The organism is Bradyrhizobium sp. 192 (assembly GCF_023100965.1).
Lineage (GTDB): Bacteria > Pseudomonadota > Alphaproteobacteria > Rhizobiales > Xanthobacteraceae > Bradyrhizobium > Bradyrhizobium symbiodeficiens.
Genome location: NZ_CP064690.1, coordinates 1,316,560 through 1,341,933, shown reverse-complemented (window position 1 = coordinate 1,341,933; position 25,374 = coordinate 1,316,560). Strand labels below are relative to the sequence as shown.

Sequence of the window (25,374 nt, the reverse complement as noted above, 5' to 3'; positions counted from 1 at the left end):
AAGGCCCGTGTAGGACGAAGGGCGAGGGCCGTCGCTCCTTCGCTTGACCGAGTAGTCCTGCGCGTCAGGCTACGGCGCGCTGGCGATACATCGCCTCGATCTCGGCGGCGTAACGCTTGTTCACGAAGCCGCGTTTCAGCTTCATCGTCGGCGTCAGCTCCTCGTCCTCCGGCGTGAGCTGGCGTTCGATCAGGTGGAATTTCTTGATGGTCTCGACGCGGGCGAAATTGCCGTTGACCTGCTCGATCTCGCGGCCGATCAGGCCCTGGATCTCCGTCGCCCGGCACAGGCTCGCGTAATTGGTGAAGGGAATGTCGTGATCCTGGGCGAACTTCTCGACATTCTCCTGGTCGATCATCACGAGGCAAGTGAGGTACGGCCGCTTGTCGCCGATGACGACGGCATCGGAAATGTAAGGCGAAAATTTCAGCTGATTCTCGATCTCGGACGGCGTGATGTTCTTGCCGCCGGAGGTGATGATGATGTCCTTCATCCGGTCGGTGATCCGGACGAAGCCCTCGTTATCGATGGTGCCGACATCGCCGGTGCGCAGCCAGCCGCGAGGATCGATCGCTTCCGCCGTTTTCTCCGGCTGGTTGAGATAGCCCATGAACAGGAAATCGCCCTTGATCAGGATCTCGCCATCGGGCGATAGCGCGACTTCGCCCCAGGGCACCGCGGTACCGACCGAGCCGAGCTTGACCCTCTCCGTCGGCATCATGGTGGCGACGCCGCAATTCTCGGTCTGGCCGTAGACCTCGTGGATGTCGATGCCGAGCGCGAGATACCAGCGGATCAGCTCCGGTGCGATCGGGGCAGCGCCGGTGAAGGCGGTGCGGCAGCGATCGAGCCCGATCATGCGGCGGATGTTGCGGAATGCGAACCGGTAGGCGATCCGGCTTGCGAGGCGCAACGACAGCGGCGGCGGCTTGCCCTCGATCCGGTAATCGACCATGCGGTAGCCGATGGCGATGGCGCGGCGATAGACCCATTGCTGCAGCGGTGTCGCATCCTTCAGCGCGATGGTGATGGCGGAGTAGAATTTTTCCCAGATGCGGGGGACCGCGAGGAAGATAGTCGGCTGTACCTCGCGCAGATTGTCCGGCACGGTCTCCGGGCTCTCGGCGAAATTCATCACCGAGCCGAGCGCGACCGAGATGTAATAGCCGCCGATGCGCTCCGCGACGTGGCAGAGCGGCAGGAAGATCAGCCGGTCCTCGTCCTCCCGCGCGGGGATGAAGTCGTTGGCGTGCCGCATCTGGTGCGTCACGCTGCGGTTGGCGTGCATCGCGCCCTTGGGCGGGCCGGTCGTGCCTGAGGTATAGACCAGGATGGCGAGATCGCCGGCGCTGCGACTGTCGATCATCTCCTGCCACAGCGCCTCACGGCCGACCATGTGATTGCGGCCGAGCGCGCGAAACTCGTCGAGCGACATCACCATGTCGTCGGAAAAGCCGCTGAGGCCCTCCATGTCGAACACGATGATCCTCTGCAGGCTCGCGCAGCGCGCGCTGCAGGCGAGGATCTTGTCGAGCTGCTCCTCGTCCTCGGCGAAGATCACTTTTGTGCGGGAATCGTTGACGAGATATTCGACCTGGGACGACGCGTCGGTCGGATAGATTCCGGAGGACACGCCGCCCGCGCACAGGATGCCCATGTCGGCATGGACCCATTCCGGCACGGCGTTGGCGATGATCGAGGCGACGTCGCCGGGCATGAAGCCGATCGCGCGAAGCGCGTAGGCGATCTCCTTCGAGATCTCCAACCACTCGCCCCAGCTGGTCGGCTGCCAGATGCCGAATTTCTTCTCGCGGATGGCCGGCCGGTCGCCCCGCGTCTCCGCAGCGCGCAAGAAGCTCTTCGCGATCGTATCAGCGACCGTCAGCACCGCCGGTCGGGCCATGCGCCTCTCCTCCCTGTCGCCTGCCTCCGCTGCCTGCCTTGCCGGCGGTCTCTGTTGCGGATGACAGGCTCATCTTACTGCCAGCTTGTCCTCACCGCCACGTCTTCTTCTTTTTCCAGCGCCGCTCGCCTCGGGCGCCCGCTTCCTTGGCGCCAAGGTAGAACTCCTGGATGTCCTGGGAATGCATCAAGCGGTCGCAGCTGTCGTTCATCACGATGCGGCCGATCTCCAGCACGTAGCCGTAATGCGCCGTCTCCAGCGCCACCTTGGCGTTCTGCTCGACCAGCAGGATCGACATGCCCTGCTCCTCGTTGACGCGGCGGATGATGGTGAAGATCTCCTTCACCAGCAGCGGCGACAGGCCGAGCGAGGGCTCGTCGAGCAGCAGCAGCGTCGGCCGATTCATCAGGGCGCGTCCGATCGCCAGCATCTGCTGCTCGCCGCCGGAGAGCTGGCCGGCCGGCTGGTTGATGCGCTCCTTCAGCCGCGGGAAATAGCCGTAGACGCGCTCGATATCCTCGGCCACGCCGTCACGGTCCTTGCGCGGATAGGCGCCCATCATCAGGTTCTCGCGCACCGACAGGAACGGAAACACCTCGCGCCCCTCCGGCACATGGCTGAGACCGAGCCGCACGATCCGGTCCGCCTCCATGCGCTGGATCGGCTTGCCCAAAAATTCGATCGAGCCCTTCTGCGGGTCGAGAATGCCGGAGATGGTCTTCAGCACGGTGGTCTTGCCGGCGCCATTGGCACCCAGCAGCGTGACGATGCGGCCGCGCGGCACTTCCAGCGAGATGCCGCGGATGGCCATGATCGGCCCGTAATAGCTCTCGATGTTGGAGAGTTTCAGGATGATCTCGGGCTTGACGGCGGCGTCCATGCGTCAGGCTCCCAGATACGCGGCAACGACGTCGGGGTGCTGCTGCACCTCGGCGGGCGAGCCCATCGCCAGCACGCGGCCATAGTTGAGCGCGATGACGCGATCGGAGACGCGGTTGACCAGCGACATGTCGTGCTCGACCATCAGAACGGTGACGCCGAGCTCGCTCTTCATGTCGCGTATCCAGAACGACATGTCGTCGGTCTCTTCGACATTGAGGCCGGAGGACGGCTCGTCGAGCAGGATCAGCTTCGGCTCCGAGCACAGCGCGCGCGCCAACTCGATCACCTTGCGTACGCCGTAGGGCAGGCCGGAGATCAGCTTGTCGCGATAGGGCTCGAGGTCGAGGAATTCGATGACCTGCTCGACTCTGCGGCGGTGCACTTTCTCGTTGGCCCGTACGCTCGGCAGGAACAGCAGCTCCTGCCAGAGCTGCGTGGTCGAGTGGCGATGCCGACCGACCAGGAGGTTGGAGAGCACGGTCGCATTCTCGAACAACTCGATGTTCTGGAAGGTGCGGGCGATGCCGAGCCTGGCGATGTCGTAGGGCGCCTCTTCCGTGATGTCCTGGTCCTCGAAGAAGATACGGCCCGAGGTCGGCCGGTAGATGCGCGAGATCAGGTTGAAGATCGAGCTCTTGCCCGCGCCGTTGGGGCCGATGATCGAGAGAATCTCGCCCCTCTCGACCGCGAACGAGACCGCATCGACCGCCTTGAGGCCGCCGAAGTGCAGCGACAAATTCTCGGCGCGGAAATAGCTCATCGGTTCCGCTCCGACTTCACGTAGATCTTCTGCCGCTTGAAAGTCGCGCGCTTGTAGAGCGGGAACAGCTGGAAGAACAGCTTGATCTTGAGCCAGCGGCCGTAGAGTCCGAGCGGCTCGAACAGCACGAACAGCACGATGATGATGCCGTAGATCGCGCCTTTCAGGCCGTTGAGCGAGGCAAAGGCGGCGACGGTCGATTTGATGTTTCCCGCGGCGGCCGGGCCGGCGCCGAACGTCGCCGCGACCCCGGCGATCATGCCAGGCATGTCGTCCTTGAGGTACGTCAGGAACGGATCGATCATCACGATGAAGATCGCCCCCAGCACCGCGCCGTGCAGGCTGAAAGTGCCGCCGATCAGGATCACGATGATGAACTCGATCGAGAGTTGCAGCGTGAACATCTCGGGCGAGATGAAAGAGAGCTTATGGGCGAACAGCACGCCGGCAAAGCCGGTAATCGCCGCCGAGATCGCGAACGACTTCACCTTGTAGAGCGAGACATTAATGCCCATGCTGCGCGCCGCCGTCTCACTGTCGCGGATCGCAACGAAGGCACGCCCCGTGGGCGAGCGCAGCAGATTGAGTGTGCCGACGATGGTCAGCACCAGCACGGCGAGACAGAGAAAATAGAAGGTGGGGCTGTCGCGCGGCACCGTGACCCCGAGCAGCGACAGCGTCTTGACCCGCATGCCCTCGTTGCCGTTGGTCACGCTTTCCCAGCGCGCCAGGATCTCCTCGACGATCAGGGCGAAGGAGATGGTGGCGATGACGAGGTAGATGCCGGTCAGGCGCAGCGCGGGAAAGCCGACCATCGCGCCGATGATGCCGGTCAAACCTCCTGCGGCGAGGAAATAGACCGGGAACGGCACGTTATACTTTTGCAAATAGGCCGCCGTGTAGGCCCCGATGGCGAGGAAGGCGGCGTGGCCGAGCGAGGCCTGGCCGGTAAAGCCGGTCAGGATCAGCAGCGCGACCCCGACGGTCGCATAAATGCAGACGAAGACCAGTTGGCTCATCAGATAGCTGGAGAGCACAAAAGGCGCGATCAGCAGCAGGGCGAGCAGAATGCCGTAGGAGACGTAATAGCCCGAATGCGGGAACAGCTTGATGTCATCCTCATAGTCGGTCTTGAACAGGAAGCGCATGGCGTTCAGACCTTCTTGCGGACGTGGTGGCCGAACAGGCCTTCGGGCTTCAAGAGCAGCACGGCGAGCAGCACGAGGTATGGCGCGACATCCTTCCAGCCTTCGGGCAGGTAGAAGCCGGCCATGCTCTCGATCACGCCGATCAGGACGCCGCCGACCACGGCGCCCGGGATCGAGCCGAACCCGCCGAGCACGGCCGCGGGAAACGCCTTCAGGCCGAGCACGAGGCCGACATTGGAATGGATGAAGGTGATTGGCGCCAGCAGCACACCAGCGCAGGTGGCGACCGCCGCGCTGATCGCCCAGACGATCGACACCACGCGCTTGACCGGAATGCCCATGTAGTAGGCCGCCAGCATGTTCTCGGAACTCGCACGCATCGCAGTACCGAGCGTGGTCTTGTTGAAGAACAGATAGAGCAGCGTGCACAGGATCATCGTCGCCGCGATCACCGACAGCTTGTCGTAGGCGAGCACCAGCGAGCCGATGCGCAGCACGCCGTGGCTGAACGGCGTCTCGATCTTCAGATCGTCGGTGCCCCAGATCATGCCGGCGATCGAGCGCAGGAAGTAACCGAGGCCGATGGTGGCCATGATGATCGAGAATTGCGGATAGCCGAGGATCGGCCGCACCACCACGCGCTCCGCCAGCATGCCGAACAGCGCCATTGCGGCCACCGCACCGGCAAAGCCGATCCAGTAGTTCAGGCCCATCATGCCGATGAAGGTAAAGGCGAAGAAGCCGCCCAGCATCATCAGATCGCCCTGGGCGAAATTGACGACCTCGGTGGCCTTGTAGACGAGCACGAAGCCGAGCGCGATCAGGCCGTAGACGCAGCCGAGCGCAACACCGCTGACCAGCTGCTGAACGAAATCCAGCATTGACGCGCGTCCTCCCGATACAACCGGCGGTTCTTTTGACCGCCTTGCCGCATCTTGTGTCCAGTCGCTACGCAGCCGTTTCGCCGCGTTAGCGCCATTTGTCCGGAACCAATTCAGCCTGAACCGTTCAGCGCTGTCAACAAACGGTGACTTGCACGGCGACTTGCCATTAGTCCAATCCGGATGACGGGATTTGCGGCAGCGCGATTCATGGTGCCGAAACATCTTCAGGTCATGGTCGCGAGCGATGCAAAACCGGATGGTGTGGCCGTCATGAAGCCGGACAGCTCGGCGCTGGAAGTTAAGGTGTTAACGAAGCGTTTTGACCGTCTGGCGGTCGATAGCCTCGATCTCACCATCCACGCCGGCGAATTCTATGCGCTGGTGGGCCCCAACGGCGCCGGCAAGACCACCACTTTGCGCATGGTTGCGGGCCTCTTGCGCCCGGATGCCGGCGCGGTCTCGATCTTCGGCATCGATGCGCTCGAAAACCCCGTCGCCGCCAAGCAGGTGATGGCGTGGGTCTCCGACGAACCGATGATCTACGACAAGCTGACGCCGCTCGAATATCTCGAATTCGTCGCCGGCCTCTGGGGCATCGCCCCGTCGGTCTCGGAGCCGGTCGCGCAGGACCTGCTCTCTTCGCTCGGTCTGGAGCCGCATCGGCACGAGCGTTGCGAAGGCTTTTCCAAGGGCATGCGCCAGAAGGTCGCGCTCGCCGGCGCGCTGGTGCACGATCCCCGCCTCATCATCCTCGACGAGCCGCTGACCGGGCTCGATGCCGTCTCCGCCCGCCACGTCAAGGGACTTCTCAGCGCGCGTGTCCACGCCGGCTGCACCGTCATCATGACCACCCACATTCTCGAGGTCGCCGAGCGCATGGCCGACCGCATCGGCGTGATCGCCTCGGGCCGCCTCGTCGCCGAGGGCACGCTGACCGAGCTGCGCCAGCAGAACGGCCATGCCGACACCAGCCTGGAGGATCTCTTCATCGCGCTGGTGACGCTTTCGGAAGCCGCATGAGCTCGGCAACCGCGCTGTCCTGGTTCGCACGCCACGAGCTCCGGCTCGCCTGGCGCGAATGGTTCGCCATGATGACCGGAGGGCGGCGCAAGCGGACGCGCGCCGCAATCATCGGCATGGTCTGCTTTGCCGCGCTGTTGCACCTGCCGGCCTGGGCGGTGATCGGCCGTTTCGCCGATCTGCAGCTGCCGCTCGACAAATCCTCGCTGATCGTGATCTCGGCGACGATCTTCCTCGCCTGGACCTTGATGCTGTCGCAGGCGATCGAATCGGTGACGCGGGTATTCTATGCCCGCGCCGATCTCGACCTGATCATGTCCTCGCCGGCGACGCTCGCCAATCTGTTCTCGGTCCGCATCGCCGCGATCGCGCTGACCGTCACCCTGATCGCGCTGCTGTTCTCGACGCCCTTCATCGACGTGCTGGTGATCGGCGGCGGCGCGCGCTGGCTCAGCGCATTCGGGCTGATCGTCGCCATGGGCCTGTCGGCCGCGGCGGTCGCGATCGCCATCACCATCCTGCTGTTTCGGCTGATAGGCCCGGCGCGGACACGCCTGATCGCCCAGATCGTCGCCGCGATCATCGGCGCCGGCTTCGTGATCGCGCTCCAGGTCGCCGCGATCATGTCCTACGGCACGCTGTCGCGCTTCACCATCCTGACGTCGGGCAGCGTGGCCGCGCATGCCCCCGACGTCGACAGCATCTGGTGGTGGCCGGCGCGGGCGGCGATGGGCGACAGCGAAGCGCTGCTGCTGCTCCTGGCGCTCGCCCTGGTGCTGCTCGGAAGCGTCATGGCGATCTTCTCGCACCGCTTTGCCGACACGGCCATCGATGCCGCGGCCTACGGCACTTCCGGCAGCAGGCGCGCGAAGGAGCGCCCGTTCCGCGGCGGATCGCGGCAGCAGGCGCTGCGGCGCAAGGAATTCTTGCTGCTCTGGCGCGATCCCTGGCTGATCTCGCAGACCCTGATGCAGTTGCTCTATCTGGTGCCGCCGGCCTTGCTGCTCTGGCGCAATTTTGCCGACAGCTCCGCGGCGCTGACGCTGATTACGCCGGTCGTGGTGATGGCGGCCGGACAGCTTGCCGGCGGGCTGGCCTGGCTGACGATCTCGGGCGAGGACGCCCCCGACCTCGTCGCAACTGCGCCACTGACGCCATCCGCCGTCATCCGCGCCAAGATCGAGGTGGTGCTGATCGCGATCGCTGTCATCTTCTGCCCGCTGATCGCCGCGCTCGCTTTCGCGGCACCGATCCAGGCTGCGATCAGTGCCGCCGCGATCATCATCAGCGCGGCCTCCGCGACCGCGATCCAGCTCTGGTTCCGGGTGCAGGCCCGGCGCAGCCAATTCCGCCGCCGCCAGACCTCGTCGCGGCTGGCCACGTTCGCCGAAGCCTTCTCCTCGATCGGCTGGGCCGCCAGCGCCGCGCTGCTACTTGCTTTGCCGATCGCCGGCCTTATCAGCGGCCTGATCACCGCGAGCCTCGTCGCGATCACCTGGAAGTTCAGCCCGAAGCACGAGCAATAGGTGCGACACGGACGCACTGGCGATCCCACGCCATTGGCGCAGCGCCGCATTGCACGCTAGACTTCGTTGTGAAGTCATCGGGGACGGATCCATGCGGCGACTGGTTTCGGCGGCTCTGGCGCTGTTCGGCGCATTCCTGACACCTGCCCTCGCCCAGCAGCCACAGCGCAGCGAGTGCCTAGCGATGGCCAACGCGGCCCCGCGGGCCACGCCGGTTGCGTTTCGGCCGGCAGCCGGCACGGCTGAGGTCGAGATCACCTATGCCGGCCACTCCACCTATTTCATCGACACGCCCGGCGGCTTGCGCATCGCGACCGACTACAGTGGCGCCTACCAGGTGGGACGGCTGCCCGACGTCGTGACCATGAACCGCGCCCACAGCACGCATTACTCCCTGTTCCCCGACAAGCGCATTCCTCGCGTGCTGCATGGCTGGAGTGAAGACGGCAAGCCGGCGATCGTGTCGGAGCGCATCAGTGACACTTTCATCCGCAATGTCACCACCGACATCCGCCGCTATTTCGGCGACGACGCCGGCACCGACATGATCCGCGACGGCAATTCGATCTTCATCTTCGAGGTCGCCGGCCTCTGCATCGGCCATCTCGGCCACCTCCATCACAAGCTTGACGACAGCCATTTCGCCCAGATCGGACGGCTCGATATCGTGATGGTGCCGATCGACGGCACCTACACCATGTCGCTGGACGGTGTCTCCGACATCACCAAGCGGTTGCGCGCCTCGGTGGTGCTGCCCATGCACCGCTTTGCCACCCCGCTCGACGATTTCATGCACCGCATCGGCCAGCAGTTCGAAATCGACCGGCGCTCCGGGCGGTCGTTCCGGGTGTCGCGGGATGCGCTGCCGCCGAAGCCGACGGTGATCATCCTCGACGGGGTCTGAGCCGCAATTTTCTCCAAGCCGGCCGCCGCCGTTCAGTGCTGATCTCCCGCGAGAGGAGATCAACATGACCTATTTTGCGAGATTGTTGCACGCGGACGGACCAAATCCCGAGCACGCCGCGGCGCTCCGGCTTTACGGCCGCTTCGTCGGTGACTGGGACGCCGAGATCACCGCTCACGGCCCGGATGCGACGAAACATACCGCCCCCGGCGAAATCCATTTTGGCTGGGTGCTGGAGGGCCGTGCCGTCCAGGACGTCTGGATCATCCCCCACCGGGCAAGCAGCCCGGCCTTTCCGATCGCCGGCAACTGGTACGGCACGACGCTGCGCGTCTACGATCCGACCATCGATGCGTGGCGAATTTCCTGGCTCGATCCCGGCCGGAGCGTGTTCCGCCAGCAGATCGGTCGTCCGCGGGGCGATGACATCGTGCAGGAAGGCACGACCGAAGCCGGCGAACTGACGCGCTGGAGCTTTACGGACATCACCGGCGATTCCTACCATTGGCTTGGCGAGGTCAAGCCTGCCACGGCAGTGAGCTGGCGGTTGGTGGTGGATGTGAGGGCAAGGCGGCGCAAGGGCTGACGACAGCCGCTGTGCTCGCGGCGACAGGTGCGGTTGCATGGCGCGCGCTGCCGCGTGGCGAGATAAGATGCTAGGCTCCCATCGCAAAAGACATAGAGGGAGCGAACGCAGATGGCAGCAAGCGGTGTGCCCGCCAACACGAGCGGGCTGTTCGTCGAGCCGCGCGAGGACTGGCTTGCGCTGCATCAGGAGGAGATCATCGATCCGTTGCGGCCGATCGTCGATCCCCATCACCATCTCTGGAATCGCGGGCACCGCTACCTGATCGAGGAAATGGCGGCCGACATCGCTTCCGGCCACAACATCGTTGCCACCGTCTATGTCGATTGCCGTTCGATGTACCGCGCACATGGGCCCGAAGCTTTCCGGCCGGTCGGCGAAGTCGAGTTCGCCAACGGCGTCGCCGCCATGAGCGCAAGCGGTGCTTACGGCAAGGCGGCGATCTGCGCCGGCATCGTCAGCCACGCCAATCTGCTGCTGGGCGACGCCGCAAAGGGGGTGCTGGAAGCCGAGATCGCTGCGGGCAACGGCCGCTTTCGCGGTGTTCGGCATTCCTCGGCCTGGGACGAAGACCCTGTTGTCACCGGCATGTATGCGAACAGGCCGAAGGGGCTGTTGCAGGACCAGACCTTTCGCAAGGGATTTGCCTGCCTCGCACCCCTGAAGCTCAGCTTCGATGCCTGGCTATTCCATCCGCAGATCGGTGAACTCACCGAGCTTGCGCGCGCCTTCCCTGACACCCGGATCGTGCTCGACCATTGCGGCGGCCCGGCGGGAATAGGCCGCTTCGCAGGACGGCGCGAGGAGGTGTTTCCGCAATGGCGCACCTCGATCCGCGAGATTGCTAAATGTGAGAACGTGGTGGTGAAGCTCGGCGGCCTCGCGATGTGCCTGCTCGGCTACGATTTCCATCTGCGCGAGAGGCCGCCGTCCTCCGACGAGCTTGCCGTGGCCTGGCGCCCCTATATCGAGACCTGCATCGAGGCTTTCGGGGCGAAGCGCGCGATGTTCGAGAGTAATTTCCCGCCGGACAAGGGCCAATGCAGCTACCAGGTGATCTTCAACGCTTTCAAGCGCATCGCGTCGTCCCTGAGCGAGGCCGAGAAAACGGCGCTGTTCTCGCGGACAGCGATCGATGTCTACCGGCTCGAACTGCCGTCATAACGAAGGAGAGGCCGGGATGTTGATCCCGACCCCTCTTCGTCGTGGCCGCTGGGAAGCGTCCTTGAAACGTTATTGCGTGCTCTAGCCGGCACCCAACAGGGAGGCCGGACGGCGCTCGCCGGTAAAGGCGAAGATCTTCTTCAGCTTGTTGACGACACGGATCAGGAAGCCGATCATCACCGGATTGGTCTTGCGGCAGAAGGCGATCTTCTTGACGTGGCCTTCGACATGCCATTTGGCATGCGCACCGTCGCGGAAGAAGATCACGTCGCCGGGGCCGTAGCGCTTTGGCGGCATCCCGTCGCTTTCGAGCACGATCGATCCTTCCATGATCATGATCGTCTCGTCGATATCGTAGTACCAGTTGAAGCGGCCTTCGGTGCACTGCCAGATGATGGTCGAGGCGGTGCCGTCGGCACTGGTTGACAGGATGTGCGAGCGCGACACGGGGTTGCCCTCGATGATCCAGGACGGCTCGATCGGCCGCAGCTCGAGCTCGACATTGCAACTACCGATTTCAATTAATGAACGCGACATCTTCTGCCCCAGGGGATATAATAAAATATTGCCGGGGCTCGGCCCGGATCGTTTCGAATGATGTCTGGAACGCTAGTCACCGGTTTTTAATTCTTTCTTACGCAGGCCTCGAAAATCAGCCGGAAGCTGCAGGTGCGAAACGGTTGACGTCGCGATTCTCCTGCAAATTCGAGCACATGAACCGATCTTTTCCGGGGTGCGACAAAGTGCGCGGGAGCCCAAAACGGAGCCACGCCGATGCCTCTCTCACCCGAGGTCGTGACAGCCAATCGTGAGGCCCTCGCCTGGCTGGTCAGCCTCAATGTCTCCTTCGCGCCGGACGAGGAGCCTTGGTTCACCATCGACGGCATCGAGGCCCCCGGCAGATCGGCAGTGACGGCTCCGGGCGCGCGCTCGTGCTGCTGCCGCCGCAGAACGTGCTCTACGTCTTATCGGACGGCCAGACGGGAATTATCGCCGATACGTTCGAGGCGTTCGTCCAGCTTGTCGTCGACCGCCCCTATTGGGTCGACATCCTCAGATTTTCCGGCGGCGACCTCGCGGAGATGCGGAGTGCGGCGGAGCAGCGAGACTATTGCGACGACGTTCATCTCTCCCCAACGGGGAGAGGTGAAGCTACTTCGCCCACTCGCCCTTGCGGAATACCGGTACCTTGCTGCCATCGGGCAAGATGCCGTCGATATCGGTCTCGGCCGTCCCGATCATCCAGTCGATATGGATCAGGCTCTGGTTGCCGCCTTGCGCGGCGATCTGCTGCGGGGTGAGTTGCGCGCCGTTGACGAAGCACTTCGAATAGCACTGGCCAAGCGCGATGTGGGACGCTGCGTTCTCGTCGAACAGCGTGTTGTAGAACAACAGCCCGCTCTGCGAGATCGGCGAGGAATGCGGCACCAGCGCCACTTCGCCGAGGCGCCGGGCGCCCTCGTCGGTGTCGAGCACCTTGTTCAGCACCTCTGCGCCGCGCGAAGCCTTTGCGTCGACGATCTTGCCGTCTTCGAAGCGCACCGCGATGTTGTCGATCAGCGTGCCCTGATAGGACAGCGGCTTCGAGCTCACGACATGGCCGTAGACGCGGCGGCAATGCGGCGTGGTGAAGACCTCTTCGGTCGGAATGTTGGCGTTGCAGCTGATGCCGTTCTTGGCGGACGAGGCGCCGCCCTCCCATTCGTGACCGTCGGCAAGGCCGATGGTGAGATCGGTGCCCGGCCCCGAATACTGCAGCGCGCGAAAACGCTGGCCGTTGAGCCAGTTGGTGCGCTCGCGCAGCACCGCATTGTGGCTCGCCCAATTGCCCATCGCATCCTCGCGATCGACGCGAGACGCTGCGAAGATCGCATCCGCGAGCTTGCCGACCGCGACGTCCTCGGGATCATCAGGGAACACCTGCTTCGCCCAGGACAGGCTCGGATAGGCGATGATGTTCCAGTTGGTGTCGAAATTGACGATCTTTTCCAGGGCTGGCTGGTAGGCCATCGAATTCGCCTTGCTGGCGCGCGCGACCTTGGAAGGATCCTCGCCCGACAGCAGCATCGGATTGTCGCCGACGATGGCCAGCCGCGCGGTGTTGTCCGAGAACGCCTTGGCCATGCCCTCGTAGAGCCAGTTGGCGGCGCGATCGAAGCTGTTGTCGTGGCCGTGGCGATAGCGCGCCAGCGTCATCTCCTCGTCCGACAGGATCGGCGTCACGATGCCGGCGCCGGCCTTGTAGGCGTGCACGGCGATCCGCCGCACCAGCGGCAGCGCGATGGCGGGGGCCGTCAGAAGAAGATCCTGTCCCGGCCGCAAGCCCAGGCCCACCTTCACCGCCACCTCGGCCAGCCGGTCGAGCTTCACGGGATCGATGGGAGCGGTGGAATTGCGCTGATCAGTCATGCGGGGCCCTCTGCCGAAAGTCTCTCGTTCAATCTAAGTCTAGCATCGCGAGACGCAAGTGCGCGAGCACCTTGCGACATGAGGGAGGTACGCGGTTTCACGCAATTTGGTTTTCAACGCGTTGCCGATTTCAGCACCCGGTCGACCATGGCGGGCGCGAGCCCCAGGTAATTTTTCGGTGAGGTGAGCGCCTCGATTGTGGCACGATCGATGCGGCTCGCGACCCGCGTGTCCGCGGACAGCGCATCGGCGAGGCTCATGCCCTTTTCGTTGGCCTGACGGCAGGCGTCATAGACCACGTCATGGGCCTCCTGCCGGCCGAGCTGCGGTGCGAGCCCCATCATGACCGCTTCGGCCACGATCAGGCCGCGGCTGACGGCGAGATTTTCGTTCATCTTCGCCTCGTCCACGATCAGGCCCGTGAGTGCGAACTTCGCCTGGTGCAGCGCGCCCGCGGTCAGCACGAAGCTCTCGGGGATCGCCATCCATTCGGCGTGCCAGGGGCCCGTGGCACGCTCGAAATCCTGCACCATGGCGTCGAGCATCAGGCCGGCGTGCTGGCGCACCGCCTTGGACGCCGCCAGCATCAGCTCCGACGAGATCGGGTTGCGCTTCTGCGGCATGGTCGACGAGGCGCCGCGTCCCTTGACGAAGGGCTCGTAGACCTCGGCGAACTCGGTCGAGGCCATGATCATGATATCGAGCGCGATCTTGCCGAGCGACCCCGTGACGAGCGCGAGAAAATTCACGCCTTCCGCAAACCCGTCGCGCGCGACGTGCCAGGTCGAGGCGGGAACGCCGAGCTCCAGCTCCGCGCAGAGCGCCTCCTGCACCTCAAAGCCCTTGTCACCGAGCGAGGCCAAGGTGCCGGCAGCGCCAGCGAACTGGCCGACCAGCACGCGCGGCTTCAATTGCGCCAAGCGGTCGGCGTGGCGATCGAACATGGCAAGCCAGATCGCCGTCTTGTAGCCGAAGGTTACCGGCAGCGCCTGCTGGAGATGGGTGCGGCCCGCCATCGGCGTGTCGCGATATCGCGTCGAGAGATCGGCGAGGATCTTGCGCAACTCCGCGATGTCGCGCGTGACGATCTCCAGCGCGGCACGGAGCTGCAGCACCACGGCGGTGTCCATGATGTCCTGCGTCGTCGCGCCCCAATGCACGTAGCGGCCGGCCTCACCGCATTGCTTCGCCATCTGATGCACCAGAGGGAGGATCGGATAGCCGACGATGTCGGTCTCCTGCCGCAACAGTTCGAAATCGAACCCGGCGACGTCGGTCCGCGCCGCAATCGCGTCGGCGGCTTCCTGCGGAATCACACCGCATCGGGCTTCCGCCTTCGCCAGCGCCACCTCGACCTCGGCATAGCGCGCGACCGTCGCGAGGTCGGAAAACACGTCACGCATCTCAGGCGTGCCGAAGGCGTCGCGGAACAGCATGGAATCGAGCACGGTGGTGGAGGGCGACAAGGCGGGCATGGGCGTTTCTTTGTGGTTTGCGTTTTATGTGAGCGGTACCTTACGCAGGTCATGGTGTTCGGCAATGGATAAAGCCGGCACGTTCGCCAATCCGATGGCCCCGCGTGGCGCGAGCCCGGAGACGACGAGAGGGCGCCGCGCAGCGATATATGCAGGACGACCCGCCCGGGACGTCGCTCGCCGGTTGGGGGTCCGGCGCCCCAAGCCTTCGGCAATCCCGCCCACACTGCGACATTCCAGCCGCGGTTGTATTCCCATCCGAAACCGCATGACTGCCCTCACGTGATCGCGATGAACCCAGCGGCCGCTTCGGCAGACTCACGGTTTTCGACCAAAATTTCTTTTTGTCATTTCGCCTGACCGATCTCGTCATGAGGCCTGAGTTTTCGACGTGCAGTTTCTGTTCCGTGACCACCTTCTCGATACCGACCGGCGCGAGCTGAGCCGCGAGCAAGTTCCCATTGCCGTGGAGCCGCAGGTCTTCGATCTCGTCGTCCACCTCATGCAGAACCGCGACCGGGTGGTCAGCAAGGACGAACTGATCGACAAGATCTGGCACAGGCGCAGCGTCTCCGAATCCACCCTGACCAGCCGGATCAACGCGGCGCGGAAGGCCGTCGGCGACAATGGCGCGAGCCAGGCGCTGATCCGCACCATAGCCCGCAAGGGTTTTCGCTTCGTCGGCGATGTCGAGGCCAAGGACGGCGCGATCGCGCCAGAACCTGGTCACGCCGCCGGGGCGCCCCGCCCGGCGCTCGCGCTTCCCGAGCGGCCCGCGATCGCCGTGCTCCCCTTCACCAATATGAGCGGCGAAGCCGGGCAAGACTATTTCTCCGACGGGATCAGCGAGGACATCATCACCGCGCTGTCGAAGCTGCGCTGGTTCTTCGTCGTCGCCCGCAACTCCTCCTTTGTCTACAAGGGCCGCGCCGTGCACATCCGCGAGGTCGCGCAGGAGCTCGGGGTGCGCTACGTGGTCGAAGGCAGCGTGCGAAGGAGCGGCGAACGGGTGCGAATCTCGGCCCAGCTCAACGACGTCTCGACCGGCAGCCATCTCTGGGCCGAGCGCTACGACCGCGAGCTTGCCGACATCTTCGCCGTGCAGGACGAGATCACCGAGGCGATCGTCGCCGCGATCGAGCCGCAACTCTATGCCGCCGAAAGTTTTCGCGCCCAGCAGAAGCCGCCAGGGAGTCTCGACGCCTGGGACCTCGTGATGCGCGCCTTGTCGTATCACTGGCGCAGCACGCGCGAGGACAATGCCGCCGCGCAAGGTCTGCTCGAAAAAGCCGTCGCGATCGATCCCGCCTATGGCAAGGCGCTGGGCCTGCTCGCGACCAGTCATATCTTCGGCGCGCATATGGGCTGGGCCGACATGGCCGCGACCGTGCCGATCGCTGAACGCGCGGCGCTCGCGGCGGTGGAGGCCGATCGCGAGGATGCCTGGGCCCATCACGGCCTCGCCTACACCTATCTGTTCCGGCGCCGCTTCGACGATGCGCTCGCCGAGTTCGAGCTGGCGCTGCAGCTCAATCCGAACTTCGCCATGGCTCATGCCTTTTACGGCGTGACGCTGTGCTACGCCGGACGATGGCAGGACGGCGATGCCGCCGCACGCCGCGCGCTGCGGCTCAGTCCGCGCGATCCGCTCGCGGCGATCTATTGCGGGGTTGCGGCCTATGCCCGGTTCATCGGCCGTGACTACGACGGAGCCGTGCAGATGGCGCGGGAGTCGATGCGGCAGCGTAACGATTTCGTCGGCGCGCACCGCGTGCTGACGGCCGCCGCCGGTATGTCAGGAGATCCGGCGCTCGCAGCGACCGCCCTTGAGGGCCTGCGCCGCGCCCAGCCCGAGGTCTCGCTCGCCTGGATCACGCGCGAGCTGCCGATGCTGCGGAACGAGGATCGTGCGCATTATCTCGAAGGATTGCGGCGCGCGGGATTGAAGTAACAGCGGTGCGCGACAATGATGGCGCACCTTTCTTCCATTGCAGCGTCAACCGCGCGCTAAACGCTAATCGTCGTCCGGCCCGAACAGCCTGATCTGCGGGAAGCCGCCGCGCGGCCGGTCGGCATAATCACGCGAATCGGAATCTTCACGGATGTTGCGCGCGACGTCGTCCCAATCGGTGCGGTCGCGCTGGCCGCGTTGCTCGCGGGTGTCATAGTGGCGGCGCTCGGCCCAGCGCTCACGACGCTCCATCCGGCGCCGCTCGGGCGCCGCGCGCTTCACGTCGGAATCTTTCGCCTTGGCATAGGCGTTCTCGGGCGAAGAGGCCGGGTCGGCCGATGCCTGCTGCTCGGTGGGTTTTGCTGCTTTCGGTGACGATGCGACCGTCGGCTTCGACTGTTCCTTCGACTGTTCCTTGGGCGGCTCAACCGCGGCCGCTTGTGAGAGCGGCGGGGCCGGCGATTCGGCTTTCGCCTGAGCGGGCTGCGCATCGGCTTGCGGCCTCGCTTCGGCTTGCGCCGGCGCGGCGATCATTCCGCCAAAGGCTTGCGACCCCGTGAGATAATTGACGCGTTCCGACGCCGCGCTCGCCTGTGCCGCCGTGCCAGCGGATTCGGCGCGCTGCGCCATCTTGCTGGTGTCCGGGCCCTGTTTGGACGCGACCGGGTTCATGATGTTGCCGGCAACGATGCCGCCGCCGAGACCGATGGCAATGGCCGCGACGATAGTTCCGGCACCGACGAAATATGCTGTCGAGGCGCGCATTGATCCACTCCCTCTTTGGGGCGAGCAACGCGCGTCGATTGCCAGATGTTCCTGATGCAGGCGCGGTTCCTAGAGGAAACCCGCGAGTCAGATCTGCTGCGCGACCTTCTCAAGCCCGATCAGGCGGGCGAGCTTGCGCACTTCTTCCTTCTGATCGTCACGCAGCTGGAACAGCAGCGGCATTGCGGCCGACTTCAATTGCTGGACCTCGTCGCAGTTCGGATCGATCTGCGCGCTGGGCGGCGCGTTCGGATTGGAGAGCTTGTTGGCCGAGATCTTGCGGACAACGTTGCGCAGCGCGGTCTCGACCGAAGGCCAGTAATATTCCTGCGACGAGGACAGCTTCAGGCGATCCCGGATGCCGGAGATCTGTGCGTCGGACAGCAGGGTATAATGTTTCTGCGGCTGCGGCTTGGCGACAACCTTCGGCTTGGCCGGAACTTCGACGGCGGGAACCTCCGCCGCGGCGGGCGCTTCGGATAGGCTCGACGCCTTGGGCATCGGGAAATCGGAGGGCGTGGCGGCGGCAAAGGCCTGGCGCAGCGGCTCGGCCAGCACGGGCGCCTGCGAAAGCCTGTCGGCCGGCACCTGAACCGGCTCGATCGCGGCCGAAGCTAGCGCCAAGGTCGGAACCAGACGATCGGCCTTGGCGGCACGGTTGGTGGCGAGGGGCTTGGCCGGAGGCGTCTGCGCGATCATCTCTTCGCTGACGCTGGGCACGCCGTCCCGGCCGAGAATGGCGGTGGTGGCGGCGCCCAGGACGAGGAAACAGGTCAGGACGACGATGGTGATGGCTCTGGACAAACGATTCTCCGCGCCCAACTTCAAGTCCACGTGATCACTGCCCGGAAACTGGGCGATAATTAAGGCTTAACCGTGCCAATGCGGCGGCAATCGCGCGGACTCCGGCGACATCGCCTGGAAGTTCAAGGAAATCAGGCAGCTGCCGCCAGATCGTAGGCGTCCTGGATGTCCGCGACGATCTCCGAGGCCTCCCAGACCCCGCGCGGCTCGACCGATTGCAGCGTCACCGTCCAGTTGCCGCCCCGGCGGGTGCGGGGGACGCTGACGATGTCAAAACGGACGCTGCGGCACAGCGGATGACGCGCCAGGGCATGAGCGACGCGGACGCGGATTTCGTCCAGCGAAGCCGCTGTCTTGCTGTTGAGAAAATCGAAGTCCATCGCCTGTCCCTCTCGGCCCTGATTGGTGGCCGTGGAGGGATTCTTGGCCCGCGTTGGTTAATCTGCCGTTAAATGGGGCGTCCCGAACGAGCGCTCGATTAACTGTGATCGGGACGAGCGCGCCGGCTCTTTCCGCAATTCTACGGGGAAAGGCGCACTCTCGCTTCGCGATATTCGGCCGCCGTCCGCGCGACGAGATCGTCGACAGCGAGCACGTCGGTGACCCCAGAGGTGGAATGCCCACCGCTCCAGATGTCGCGCCAGCGCTTTGGCCGGCTCTCGCGCGCGGCAACGTCGATGTCCTCGGAGATGTCGATCGCGCCGCGTGCCGGGAGATCGTCGGGATCGAGGCCGGCGGCCACGATCGACGGTCCCAGCATGCTGGTCTGCAAACCCGTGAACGCAGTGGTGAGCAAAATGTCGTCTGCGCTGCTCTCGACCAGCATCCGCTTGTGGCGTTCGTCCGCCATGCTCTCGCGCGTCGCGATGAATTTCGTGCCCATATAGGCGAGATCGCAGCCGAGCACTTCGGCCGCGTGCAGTGCATGGCCGTCACTGATGCCGCCGGCGAGCACGATGATGCCGTCGTAGAATGCGCGCACCGCGCGAACGAAGGCAAACGGGTTGAGCCAGCCGGTCTGGCCGCCCGCGCCCGCCGTGAGCAGTACGAGCCCGTCGGCGCCTGCTTCCGCCGCGCGTTCGGCGTGGCGAATCGAGGCGACGTCCGCCAGCACCAGCGCGCCGGCGTCATGCAGCGGCTTCAACACCGACGCGGGCGAGCCGACCGAGGTGATGACGATCTCCGGCCTGTGCCGCAGCAGCACGGCGAGATCCTGCGCGAGCCGCGCGTTGGAGCGATGCACGATCAGGTTCGGACAGAACGGTGCCGCCTTGCGGCCGGTCTGATCTTCGTGCTGGCGCAGCCGCGCCGCGATCGCGGCGAGCCATTCATCGAGCTGCTCCGTGCTGTGGCAATTCGCGGTGGGGAAGCTGCCGATCACGCCGTTGCGGCAGGCCGCGACCATGAGCTCGACGCCCGACACCAGGAACATCGGAGCCGCGATCAGCGGCAGAGCCAGACGATCGCCGAAGCGTTGCAGTCGATCGGATGTCACACAAATCTCCTCGTCACGCATGCACCGCCGCGCGGGCTTTGTCGTTTCCTCCCGCAGTCTCTGTGCTAGCGTCGCGGCAACATTGGCACGCCAGAAGCCGGTGACAAAGCAACGAGGAAACATATGTCCGATCCGCTTCACGCATCGTCGCCGACTTGTGCGCAGACGCTACGGGCGCTGTCGCGCTATCCCGGCCGCACCGCGTTCGCCTGGCCCGAGGGATCGCTGAGCTATCAGGGCACCATCGACCTGATCGGGCGCATCCAGGGCGTGTTCATGCGGCTCGGATTACAGCCGGGTGCGCGCGTGGCCTTCCTTACTGCGAACCGCGCCGACACCTGGTGCGCCGGCGTCGCCGCGCAATTGTCGCGGCTCTGCATTACCTGGTTGCATCCGCTGGGATCGCTGGAAGACCAGCTGTTCCAGCTCGAGGATTCCGAGGCCGAGATGCTGGTGGTCGATGCGGCCGCCTTCCGCGACCGCGGCGGCGAGCTTTGCGCGCGGGCGACCCGGCTGAAGGCGGTCTTCACCATGGGACCGGCCGGCTACGGCGTCGATCTGCTGGCGGCCATCGAGAGCGCGGGACACGCCAGCGCAATTTGTCTTGCCAGCCTCGACGATCTCTCCACGCTGAACTACACCGGCGGCACCACCGGCAAATCCAAGGGCGCGCTGCGCTATCATCGCGAGAATGCCGGAGCCGCCGCCGCGATCCTCGCCGATTTCGAGATCCCCGAGGCCGCACGCTACCTCACGGTCGCCCCGATCAGCCATGTCGCCGGCACGAAGGTGCTGCCGACCCTGATGCGCGGCGGCACCGTGCACATGCTCAAAGGTTTCGATCCCGAGGCCGTGCTGGCCACGATCGCGCGCGAGCGCATCAACTTCACGTTGTTCGTGCCGACCATGATCTACGTGCTGCTCGACCATCCCGCGCTCAGCAAGACCGATCTGTCCTCGCTCGAGCTGGTGCTCTACGGGGCGTCGGCGATGTCGCCGAGCCGGCTGGTCGAGGGCATCGAGCGCATCGGACCGGTGTTCTCGCAGCTCTACGGCCAGACCGAATGCTACCCGGTCTCGGTGCTGCGCAAGGCGGATCACGATCCCAGGACGCCGGAGCTATTTTTGTCCTGCGGCTTCCCGATCGCAGCCTGCGAGGTCAAGATCCTCGGCGACGACGACCAGGAGGTGAAGACGGGCGAGGCCGGCGAGATCTGCGTGCGAGCCCCGCATGTGATGGCAGAGTACTGGAAGCGGCCCGACATCACGGCCGAGACGTTGAAGAACGGCTGGGTCCACACCGGCGACATCGCGCGCAAGGACGAGCGCGGCTACATGTTCATCCTCGACCGCAAGAAGGACATGATCGTATCAGGCGGCTTCAACATCTTCCCGCGCGAGGTCGAGGACGTGCTGTCGCAGCACGCCGATGTCGCGATGGTCGCGGTCGTCGGAATCCCCGACGAGAAATGGGGCGAAGCCGTCACCGCCATCATCGTGCCGCGCGAGGGCGCAAGGCCCGATCCGGACGAGTTGATCAACCTCGTGAAGACCCGAAAAGGCTCGGCACATGCGCCGAAGCAGATCCAGTTCGTCAAGCAACTGCCGATGACCGGCGTCGGCAAGGTCGACAAGAAGGTTTTGCGCGCGGGTTTCTGGAGCGGGCGGGACCGGATGGTGGGGTAACTCCCGGGATTTTACGGGTGCCGTTGTGGCCTCGGCGCCACAACGCGCCACAGAGTGCGCGCGGGCACTGCTCGCACAATTGCCGGCGAATCGAGGAATCAACTAGAGCGTTATCGGGGCTGGGAAGCGGAGAGTGAGATGAGAGTCGCTTCCCTGGAAAGTGCAGTGGCCGCGGTCACGTTGATCACGGCGATCATTGTCGTGTTGTGGGAGATCAAGATCTTCTACGGCATCTGAACAGGCAGGATGCCTGCGTCGAACAAGAGACCTTGAGGCAAGACGAGGCTCGCGACCAAGCATCACTTCCGCGGCGGCGGAAGCCTGCCGTTCAAGTGGGGTCGCCGATGCTTTCCGCGCCGGCCTTTCAGCGAAGCATCTGATCGAGGCGATCGCGAAGCTGATCCTGGTGATAGGGCTTGGCCAGTCGCGGCAGATCGAGTTGAGACCCCTCAGGCAGCTCGGCATATCCAGTGGCCAGCAGAATCGGCAGTGACGGTCGCAACTGACGCGAGGCGGCCGCAAGTTCGAGCCCGGTCATGCCGGGCATGACGTGATCGGTCACCATGAGATCGATTTGCTGCCCGCTGCGAATGATATCGAGGGCGTGCAGGCCCGAGCTGACGCCGATGACGCGGTGCCCGAGATCTTCGAGCATCTCGGTGGTCGACATGGCGATCAGCGGATCGTCGTCGACAAAAAGGATGACGGCAGATCGGCCGGCCTGTCGCCGCGCCGGGATAGACGCCTCCGCTTTCGGAAGCTGGGTGGCGACCGGAAGAATCAGGGTCGCCGTGGTGCCAACTCCGACCTCGCTCGAGAGCTGAAGGGCGCCGCCGAGCTGCACGGCAAGACCGTGCACCATCGAAAGGCCAAGTCCGGTTCCTTTCCCAACCGGCTTCGAGGAAAAGAACGGCTCCACCGCCCGCTTCAACGTCTCGGCAGACATGCCTTCGCCGGTGTCGATCACGGACAGCGCGAGATACTGACCCGGCGGCAGCCGCGCCTCTTCGTCCGCCTGATCGTCGCGGATGCGGATTTCGATCGAGCCGCCATCGGGCATCGCATCGCGCGCGTTGATGGCGAGGTTCAAGATCGCGAGTTCAAGCTGGTTGGAATCGACTCGTGCCGGGGGCACGCGATCCGGAACGTCCAGGCGCAACTCGACCCGGGGACCAAGCGATCGCTCGAGCAGGTCGCTCATCCCCCGAATCAACGTGCCGAGGTCGACCGCTTCGGCCCGCAGATCCTGCTGGCGGGCGAACGCGAGCAGACGTTGCGTCAACGAGGCACCCCGTTCCGCGCCCTGCAACGCGCCGTCGATCAGCCGGCGCAGGCGCGGGTCGTCCGGGATGCGCTTGCGCAGCAGGTCGAGATTGCCCATCACGGCCATCAACAGATTGTTGAAGTCGTGCGCAACGCCGCCGGTCAACTGGCCGATGGTCTCCATTTTCTGCGCCTGCCGCAATTGATCCTGCGCTTTTTCGCGCGCGGCGACCTCGGTCATCAGATCCGCGGTGCGCTGCTCGACGCGCTGCTCGAGTGTGGCCGTGAGTTCGGCGAGCGCGGTCCGTTCAGCAGCAAGCTGGGCCAGCAGATTTTCGCGCTCGATCTCGGCGACCTTGCGCGCGGTGATGTCGGAGCACACCCCGACCAGCGATCGCACAGTACCGTCGGGCCGAAGCACCGCTCGCGCCCTTATATCCACCCAGTGCTGGGAGCCGTCCGGCCAGACGTTTCGATATTCGATGCTGTAATCGCCGCCGCTGGCGAGGGCGCGGTCGAACACGGTCTGCCGGCGGACGCGGTCGTCCGGGTGCACGGATTCGAGCAGGTCCTGGTAGGAAAATTCCTGCTCTGGCCGTCGCCCGAAGAACAGCTTGCAGGTATTGGAGGCCTCGAGCCTCAGGGACGGCAGATGCAGTTCGAGTGCACCGAGCCGACCGGCACTCAATGCCGTTTGCAGCAGGCCTTCGCTCTCGGTGAGGGTCTCAAGGATCGCGCGTGACTGGTACTGGCGGCGCCGCCCTCGGATCGCCGATCCTACGACGCTCACCAGCGTGGTCGGATGGAACGGCCGTTCGATGAACGTCACATTGCCGAGTGCCTGACCGAGCCGCATGGCGTCCGGATTGCGTTCCGGACCGCCGCCCTGGCGGGTGAGCAAAACGATCGGAAAGTCCGACCATGAGGGCTGTTCGTTCAGCCACCTGACGAGACTGCGCAAATCTGCGGTCTTCACGGCTTCGTTGGCGATGATGGCAAGCCCCGCACCGGCCGCCATCTCGCGAACGAGCGCATCGAGGTCGGGGCAGACGTCAGCCGCAAAGCCTGCTTCGCGGATCAGGCTCGCGGCGACATTTGCGTCGCGGCCCGTCGGAGCAAGCACAACGGCACGTTCGGACGTGTCGCCCGGTCTCACGCACCAGGCTCCTGGAGCAGAGGTCGCGGGTCGCCCATGTAAACGGGCACGCCGCGCAGAACGCCCTGGAATTCCTCGAGAGGCTCGCCGATGGCCAGACCACGACCGCCGATGCGGAACTCGCGAATGGTCGATTCATGCTGGCCCATTCGCTTCTTGATCACGGATATCGCACGTCGCACGGTGCCCAGCGCTTCGAAATAGCGCAGGAGGATGACCGTATCGGCGAGATAGGTGACGTCGACCGGCGCCCGCATGTCACCGACGAGGCCGTGCTGGGCAACCGTCATGAATGTCGCGGCACCGCAGCGATTGAGGTATTGCAACAGTTCGTGCATGTGGAGGATGAGCGAATTCTCCTCGGGCATGGCAGCCTGATAGCCATTGAGACTGTCGATCACGACGGCCTTGATGCCCTCCTCGTCGACCCGCTTGCGGACCATATGCGCGAACTCCCCCGGGGAGAGTTCGGCCGCGTCCACTTGCTCGATCGCGATACTGCCCGTCCGTCGCAGCGCGTCGAGATCGATTCCCATGCCTTTCATGCGCGAGAATAGCAGACCAAGCTCCTCGTCGAACACGAACAGCGCCGCTTTCTCTCCCCGCGCCACCGCCGCGACGGCGAACACGATCGCGATGAGGGATTTGCCTGTACCCGATGGTCCGAGAACGAGCGTGCTCGAGCCCGTTTCCACCCCACCTCCCAGCAACTGGTCGAAGCCCGCAATGCCGCTGGAAAACGTCGTGCGCCGCAAATCGGCGCGGTGCTCGGACGCAACCAGCCTCGGAAACACGTTCAGGCCGCCCGTGGTGATGGTTGCGTCGTGGTAACCGCCGCGAAACCTGGTGCCACGATACTTGATGACGCGGACACGGCGGCGCTCCGCGCCATAATCCGGAGCGAGCTCCTCAAGGCGCAGAACCGCATGAGCGACGCTGTGGACGGTCTTGTCGGCGACATCGGCCGTGAGATCATCGAGAAGCATCACGGTCGTATTGAACCTGGAGAAAAAGTGCTTGATGGCCAGAATTTGCCTGCGGTACCGCAACGAGCTCTGGGCGAGAAGCCGGATTTCAGAAAGACTGTCGAGCACGACGCGATGCGGCTTGATCCGATCGACCGCCTCGAAAATCTGCTTGGTCGTCTCGCCGAGTTCGAGATCGGAGGAGTAGAGAAGGCTCTGCTGCTGTTCTGAATCAAGGAGGCTCTCAGGGGGCAGCAGTTCGAAGACGGTAATTCCCTCGTCCAGCGTCCAGCCGTGCGAAGCCGCGCCTTCGCGCAACTCACGCTCCGTCTCGGACAAGGTGATGTACAGGCACCTCTCGCCGGCCTTGGTGCCCTCTCGCAGGAATTGCAGCGCTACCGTGGTCTTGCCCGTACCGGGCGCACCTTCCACGAGGAACACGTGTCCACGCGACAATCCCCCGGACAGGATGTTGTCCAGACCCCAAACTCCAGTTTGGGCCCTTCCGGAAAATTCCTTAATCGAAGCCATGTTTTCCCTCTACGGGGATAAAACCGAGAAGGGAACAATCGGTTCCGCGCTTCGATCTTCACGACCCATGCAGGGTCGAGAGAAGGCCATTTCCGAA

22 protein-coding genes are annotated in these 25,374 nt (G+C 64.5%); 7 read left to right on the top strand and 15 right to left on the bottom strand.

What is annotated here, in order from left to right:
- Window positions 1-64: 64 nt before the first annotated feature.
- The 5 genes from IVB24_RS06360 to IVB24_RS06340 form a co-directional block, all read right to left on the bottom strand.
- Window positions 65-1,903 (bottom strand): AMP-dependent synthetase/ligase, encoded by a 1,839-nt coding sequence (locus tag IVB24_RS06360; protein WP_247772427.1) that lies wholly within the window; start codon window positions 1,901-1,903, stop codon window positions 65-67.
- A 91-nt stretch (window positions 1,904-1,994) separates the two neighbouring features.
- Window positions 1,995-2,783: an ABC transporter ATP-binding protein gene (locus tag IVB24_RS06355; protein ID WP_094976600.1), complete on the bottom strand. Its 789-nt coding sequence runs from the start codon at window positions 2,781-2,783 to the stop codon at window positions 1,995-1,997.
- A gap of 3 nt (window positions 2,784-2,786) precedes the next feature.
- A complete protein-coding gene (locus IVB24_RS06350; protein WP_247772426.1) occupies window positions 2,787-3,545 on the bottom strand; it encodes an ABC transporter ATP-binding protein in 759 nt (252 codons plus the stop codon).
- Window positions 3,542-4,693: a branched-chain amino acid ABC transporter permease gene (locus IVB24_RS06345; protein WP_094976598.1), complete on the bottom strand. Its 1,152-nt coding sequence runs from the start codon at window positions 4,691-4,693 to the stop codon at window positions 3,542-3,544. The genes IVB24_RS06350 and IVB24_RS06345 overlap by 4 nt, the downstream gene beginning before the upstream one ends.
- Before the next feature lie 5 nt (window positions 4,694-4,698).
- A complete protein-coding gene (locus IVB24_RS06340; RefSeq protein WP_094976597.1) occupies window positions 4,699-5,574 on the bottom strand; it encodes a branched-chain amino acid ABC transporter permease in 876 nt (291 codons plus the stop codon).
- Window positions 5,575-5,847: 273 nt separating this feature from the next.
- On the opposite strand from IVB24_RS06340, the gene IVB24_RS06335 reads away from it, so the two are divergent.
- From IVB24_RS06335 to IVB24_RS06315, 5 genes are all read left to right on the top strand, one after another.
- Window positions 5,848-6,597: an ABC transporter ATP-binding protein gene (locus tag IVB24_RS06335; RefSeq protein ID WP_247774051.1), complete on the top strand. Its 750-nt coding sequence runs from the start codon at window positions 5,848-5,850 to the stop codon at window positions 6,595-6,597.
- On the top strand, window positions 6,594-8,123 hold the full coding sequence (locus IVB24_RS06330; RefSeq protein ID WP_247772424.1) for a permease: 1,530 nt from the start codon (window positions 6,594-6,596) through the stop codon (window positions 8,121-8,123). The genes IVB24_RS06335 and IVB24_RS06330 overlap by 4 nt, the downstream gene beginning before the upstream one ends.
- Window positions 8,124-8,214: 91 nt before the next feature.
- Window positions 8,215-9,027 (top strand): MBL fold metallo-hydrolase, encoded by an 813-nt coding sequence (locus IVB24_RS06325; RefSeq protein ID WP_247772423.1) that lies wholly within the window; start codon window positions 8,215-8,217, stop codon window positions 9,025-9,027.
- A gap of 64 nt (window positions 9,028-9,091) precedes the next feature.
- Entirely contained in the window at window positions 9,092-9,613 is a 522-nt protein-coding gene (locus IVB24_RS06320) for a hypothetical protein (protein WP_247772422.1), read from the top strand.
- 111 nt (window positions 9,614-9,724) lie between these two features.
- Window positions 9,725-10,777 carry an amidohydrolase family protein gene (locus IVB24_RS06315; protein WP_247772421.1) on the top strand — a complete coding sequence of 351 codons (1,053 nt, stop codon included), beginning with the start codon at window positions 9,725-9,727 and terminating at the stop codon, window positions 10,775-10,777.
- Between the two features lie 81 nt (window positions 10,778-10,858).
- Here the strand turns inward: IVB24_RS06315 and IVB24_RS06310 are convergent, their stop codons facing one another.
- From IVB24_RS06310 to pcaB, 4 genes are all read right to left on the bottom strand, one after another.
- The gene (locus IVB24_RS06310) at window positions 10,859-11,314 is read right to left on the bottom strand and encodes a cupin domain-containing protein (RefSeq protein WP_162308762.1); all 456 of its coding nucleotides are present in this window, start codon (window positions 11,312-11,314) and stop codon (window positions 10,859-10,861) included.
- A gap of 428 nt (window positions 11,315-11,742) precedes the next feature.
- A complete protein-coding gene (locus tag IVB24_RS06305; RefSeq protein ID WP_247772419.1) occupies window positions 11,743-11,904 on the bottom strand; it encodes a hypothetical protein in 162 nt (53 codons plus the stop codon).
- A 25-nt stretch (window positions 11,905-11,929) separates the two neighbouring features.
- Window positions 11,930-13,186 (bottom strand): aminopeptidase, encoded by a 1,257-nt coding sequence (locus IVB24_RS06300; RefSeq protein ID WP_094976590.1) that lies wholly within the window; start codon window positions 13,184-13,186, stop codon window positions 11,930-11,932.
- Between the two features lie 113 nt (window positions 13,187-13,299).
- Window positions 13,300-14,661, bottom strand: coding sequence for a 3-carboxy-cis,cis-muconate cycloisomerase (pcaB, locus tag IVB24_RS06295; protein ID WP_247772417.1), 1,362 nt, complete (start codon window positions 14,659-14,661; stop codon window positions 13,300-13,302).
- Between the two features lie 391 nt (window positions 14,662-15,052).
- Between pcaB and IVB24_RS06290 the strand changes: the two genes are divergently transcribed.
- Entirely contained in the window at window positions 15,053-16,612 is a 1,560-nt protein-coding gene (locus IVB24_RS06290; RefSeq protein ID WP_247772416.1) for a winged helix-turn-helix domain-containing protein, read from the top strand.
- 63 nt (window positions 16,613-16,675) lie between these two features.
- On the opposite strand, the gene IVB24_RS06285 is transcribed toward IVB24_RS06290, so the two are convergent.
- The 4 genes from IVB24_RS06285 to IVB24_RS06270 all read right to left on the bottom strand — a co-directional run bounded on the left by IVB24_RS06285 (window position 16,676) and on the right by IVB24_RS06270 (window position 19,676).
- Window positions 16,676-17,377, bottom strand: coding sequence for a hypothetical protein (locus tag IVB24_RS06285; protein ID WP_247772415.1), 702 nt, complete (start codon window positions 17,375-17,377; stop codon window positions 16,676-16,678).
- Between the two features lie 87 nt (window positions 17,378-17,464).
- Complete coding sequence (locus tag IVB24_RS06280) at window positions 17,465-18,181, bottom strand: hypothetical protein (RefSeq protein ID WP_247772413.1); 717 nt, start codon at window positions 18,179-18,181, stop codon at window positions 17,465-17,467.
- A 131-nt stretch (window positions 18,182-18,312) separates the two neighbouring features.
- Window positions 18,313-18,561 (bottom strand): hypothetical protein, encoded by a 249-nt coding sequence (locus tag IVB24_RS06275; RefSeq protein WP_094892973.1) that lies wholly within the window; start codon window positions 18,559-18,561, stop codon window positions 18,313-18,315.
- Between the two features lie 140 nt (window positions 18,562-18,701).
- Window positions 18,702-19,676: a nitronate monooxygenase gene (locus IVB24_RS06270; protein WP_247772412.1), complete on the bottom strand. Its 975-nt coding sequence runs from the start codon at window positions 19,674-19,676 to the stop codon at window positions 18,702-18,704.
- 123 nt (window positions 19,677-19,799) lie between these two features.
- Between IVB24_RS06270 and IVB24_RS06265 the strand changes: the two genes are divergently transcribed.
- Window positions 19,800-21,362, top strand: a complete 1,563-nt coding sequence (locus IVB24_RS06265; protein ID WP_247772411.1) for an AMP-binding protein — start codon at window positions 19,800-19,802, stop codon at window positions 21,360-21,362.
- 364 nt (window positions 21,363-21,726) lie between these two features.
- Here the strand turns inward: IVB24_RS06265 and IVB24_RS06260 are convergent, their stop codons facing one another.
- Window positions 21,727-23,781 carry a hybrid sensor histidine kinase/response regulator gene (locus IVB24_RS06260; protein ID WP_247772410.1) on the bottom strand — a complete coding sequence of 685 codons (2,055 nt, stop codon included), beginning with the start codon at window positions 23,779-23,781 and terminating at the stop codon, window positions 21,727-21,729.
- Window positions 23,778-25,277, bottom strand: coding sequence for an ATPase domain-containing protein (locus tag IVB24_RS06255; protein WP_247772409.1), 1,500 nt, complete (start codon window positions 25,275-25,277; stop codon window positions 23,778-23,780). The genes IVB24_RS06260 and IVB24_RS06255 overlap by 4 nt, the downstream gene beginning before the upstream one ends.
- Window positions 25,278-25,374 lie beyond the last annotated feature (97 nt).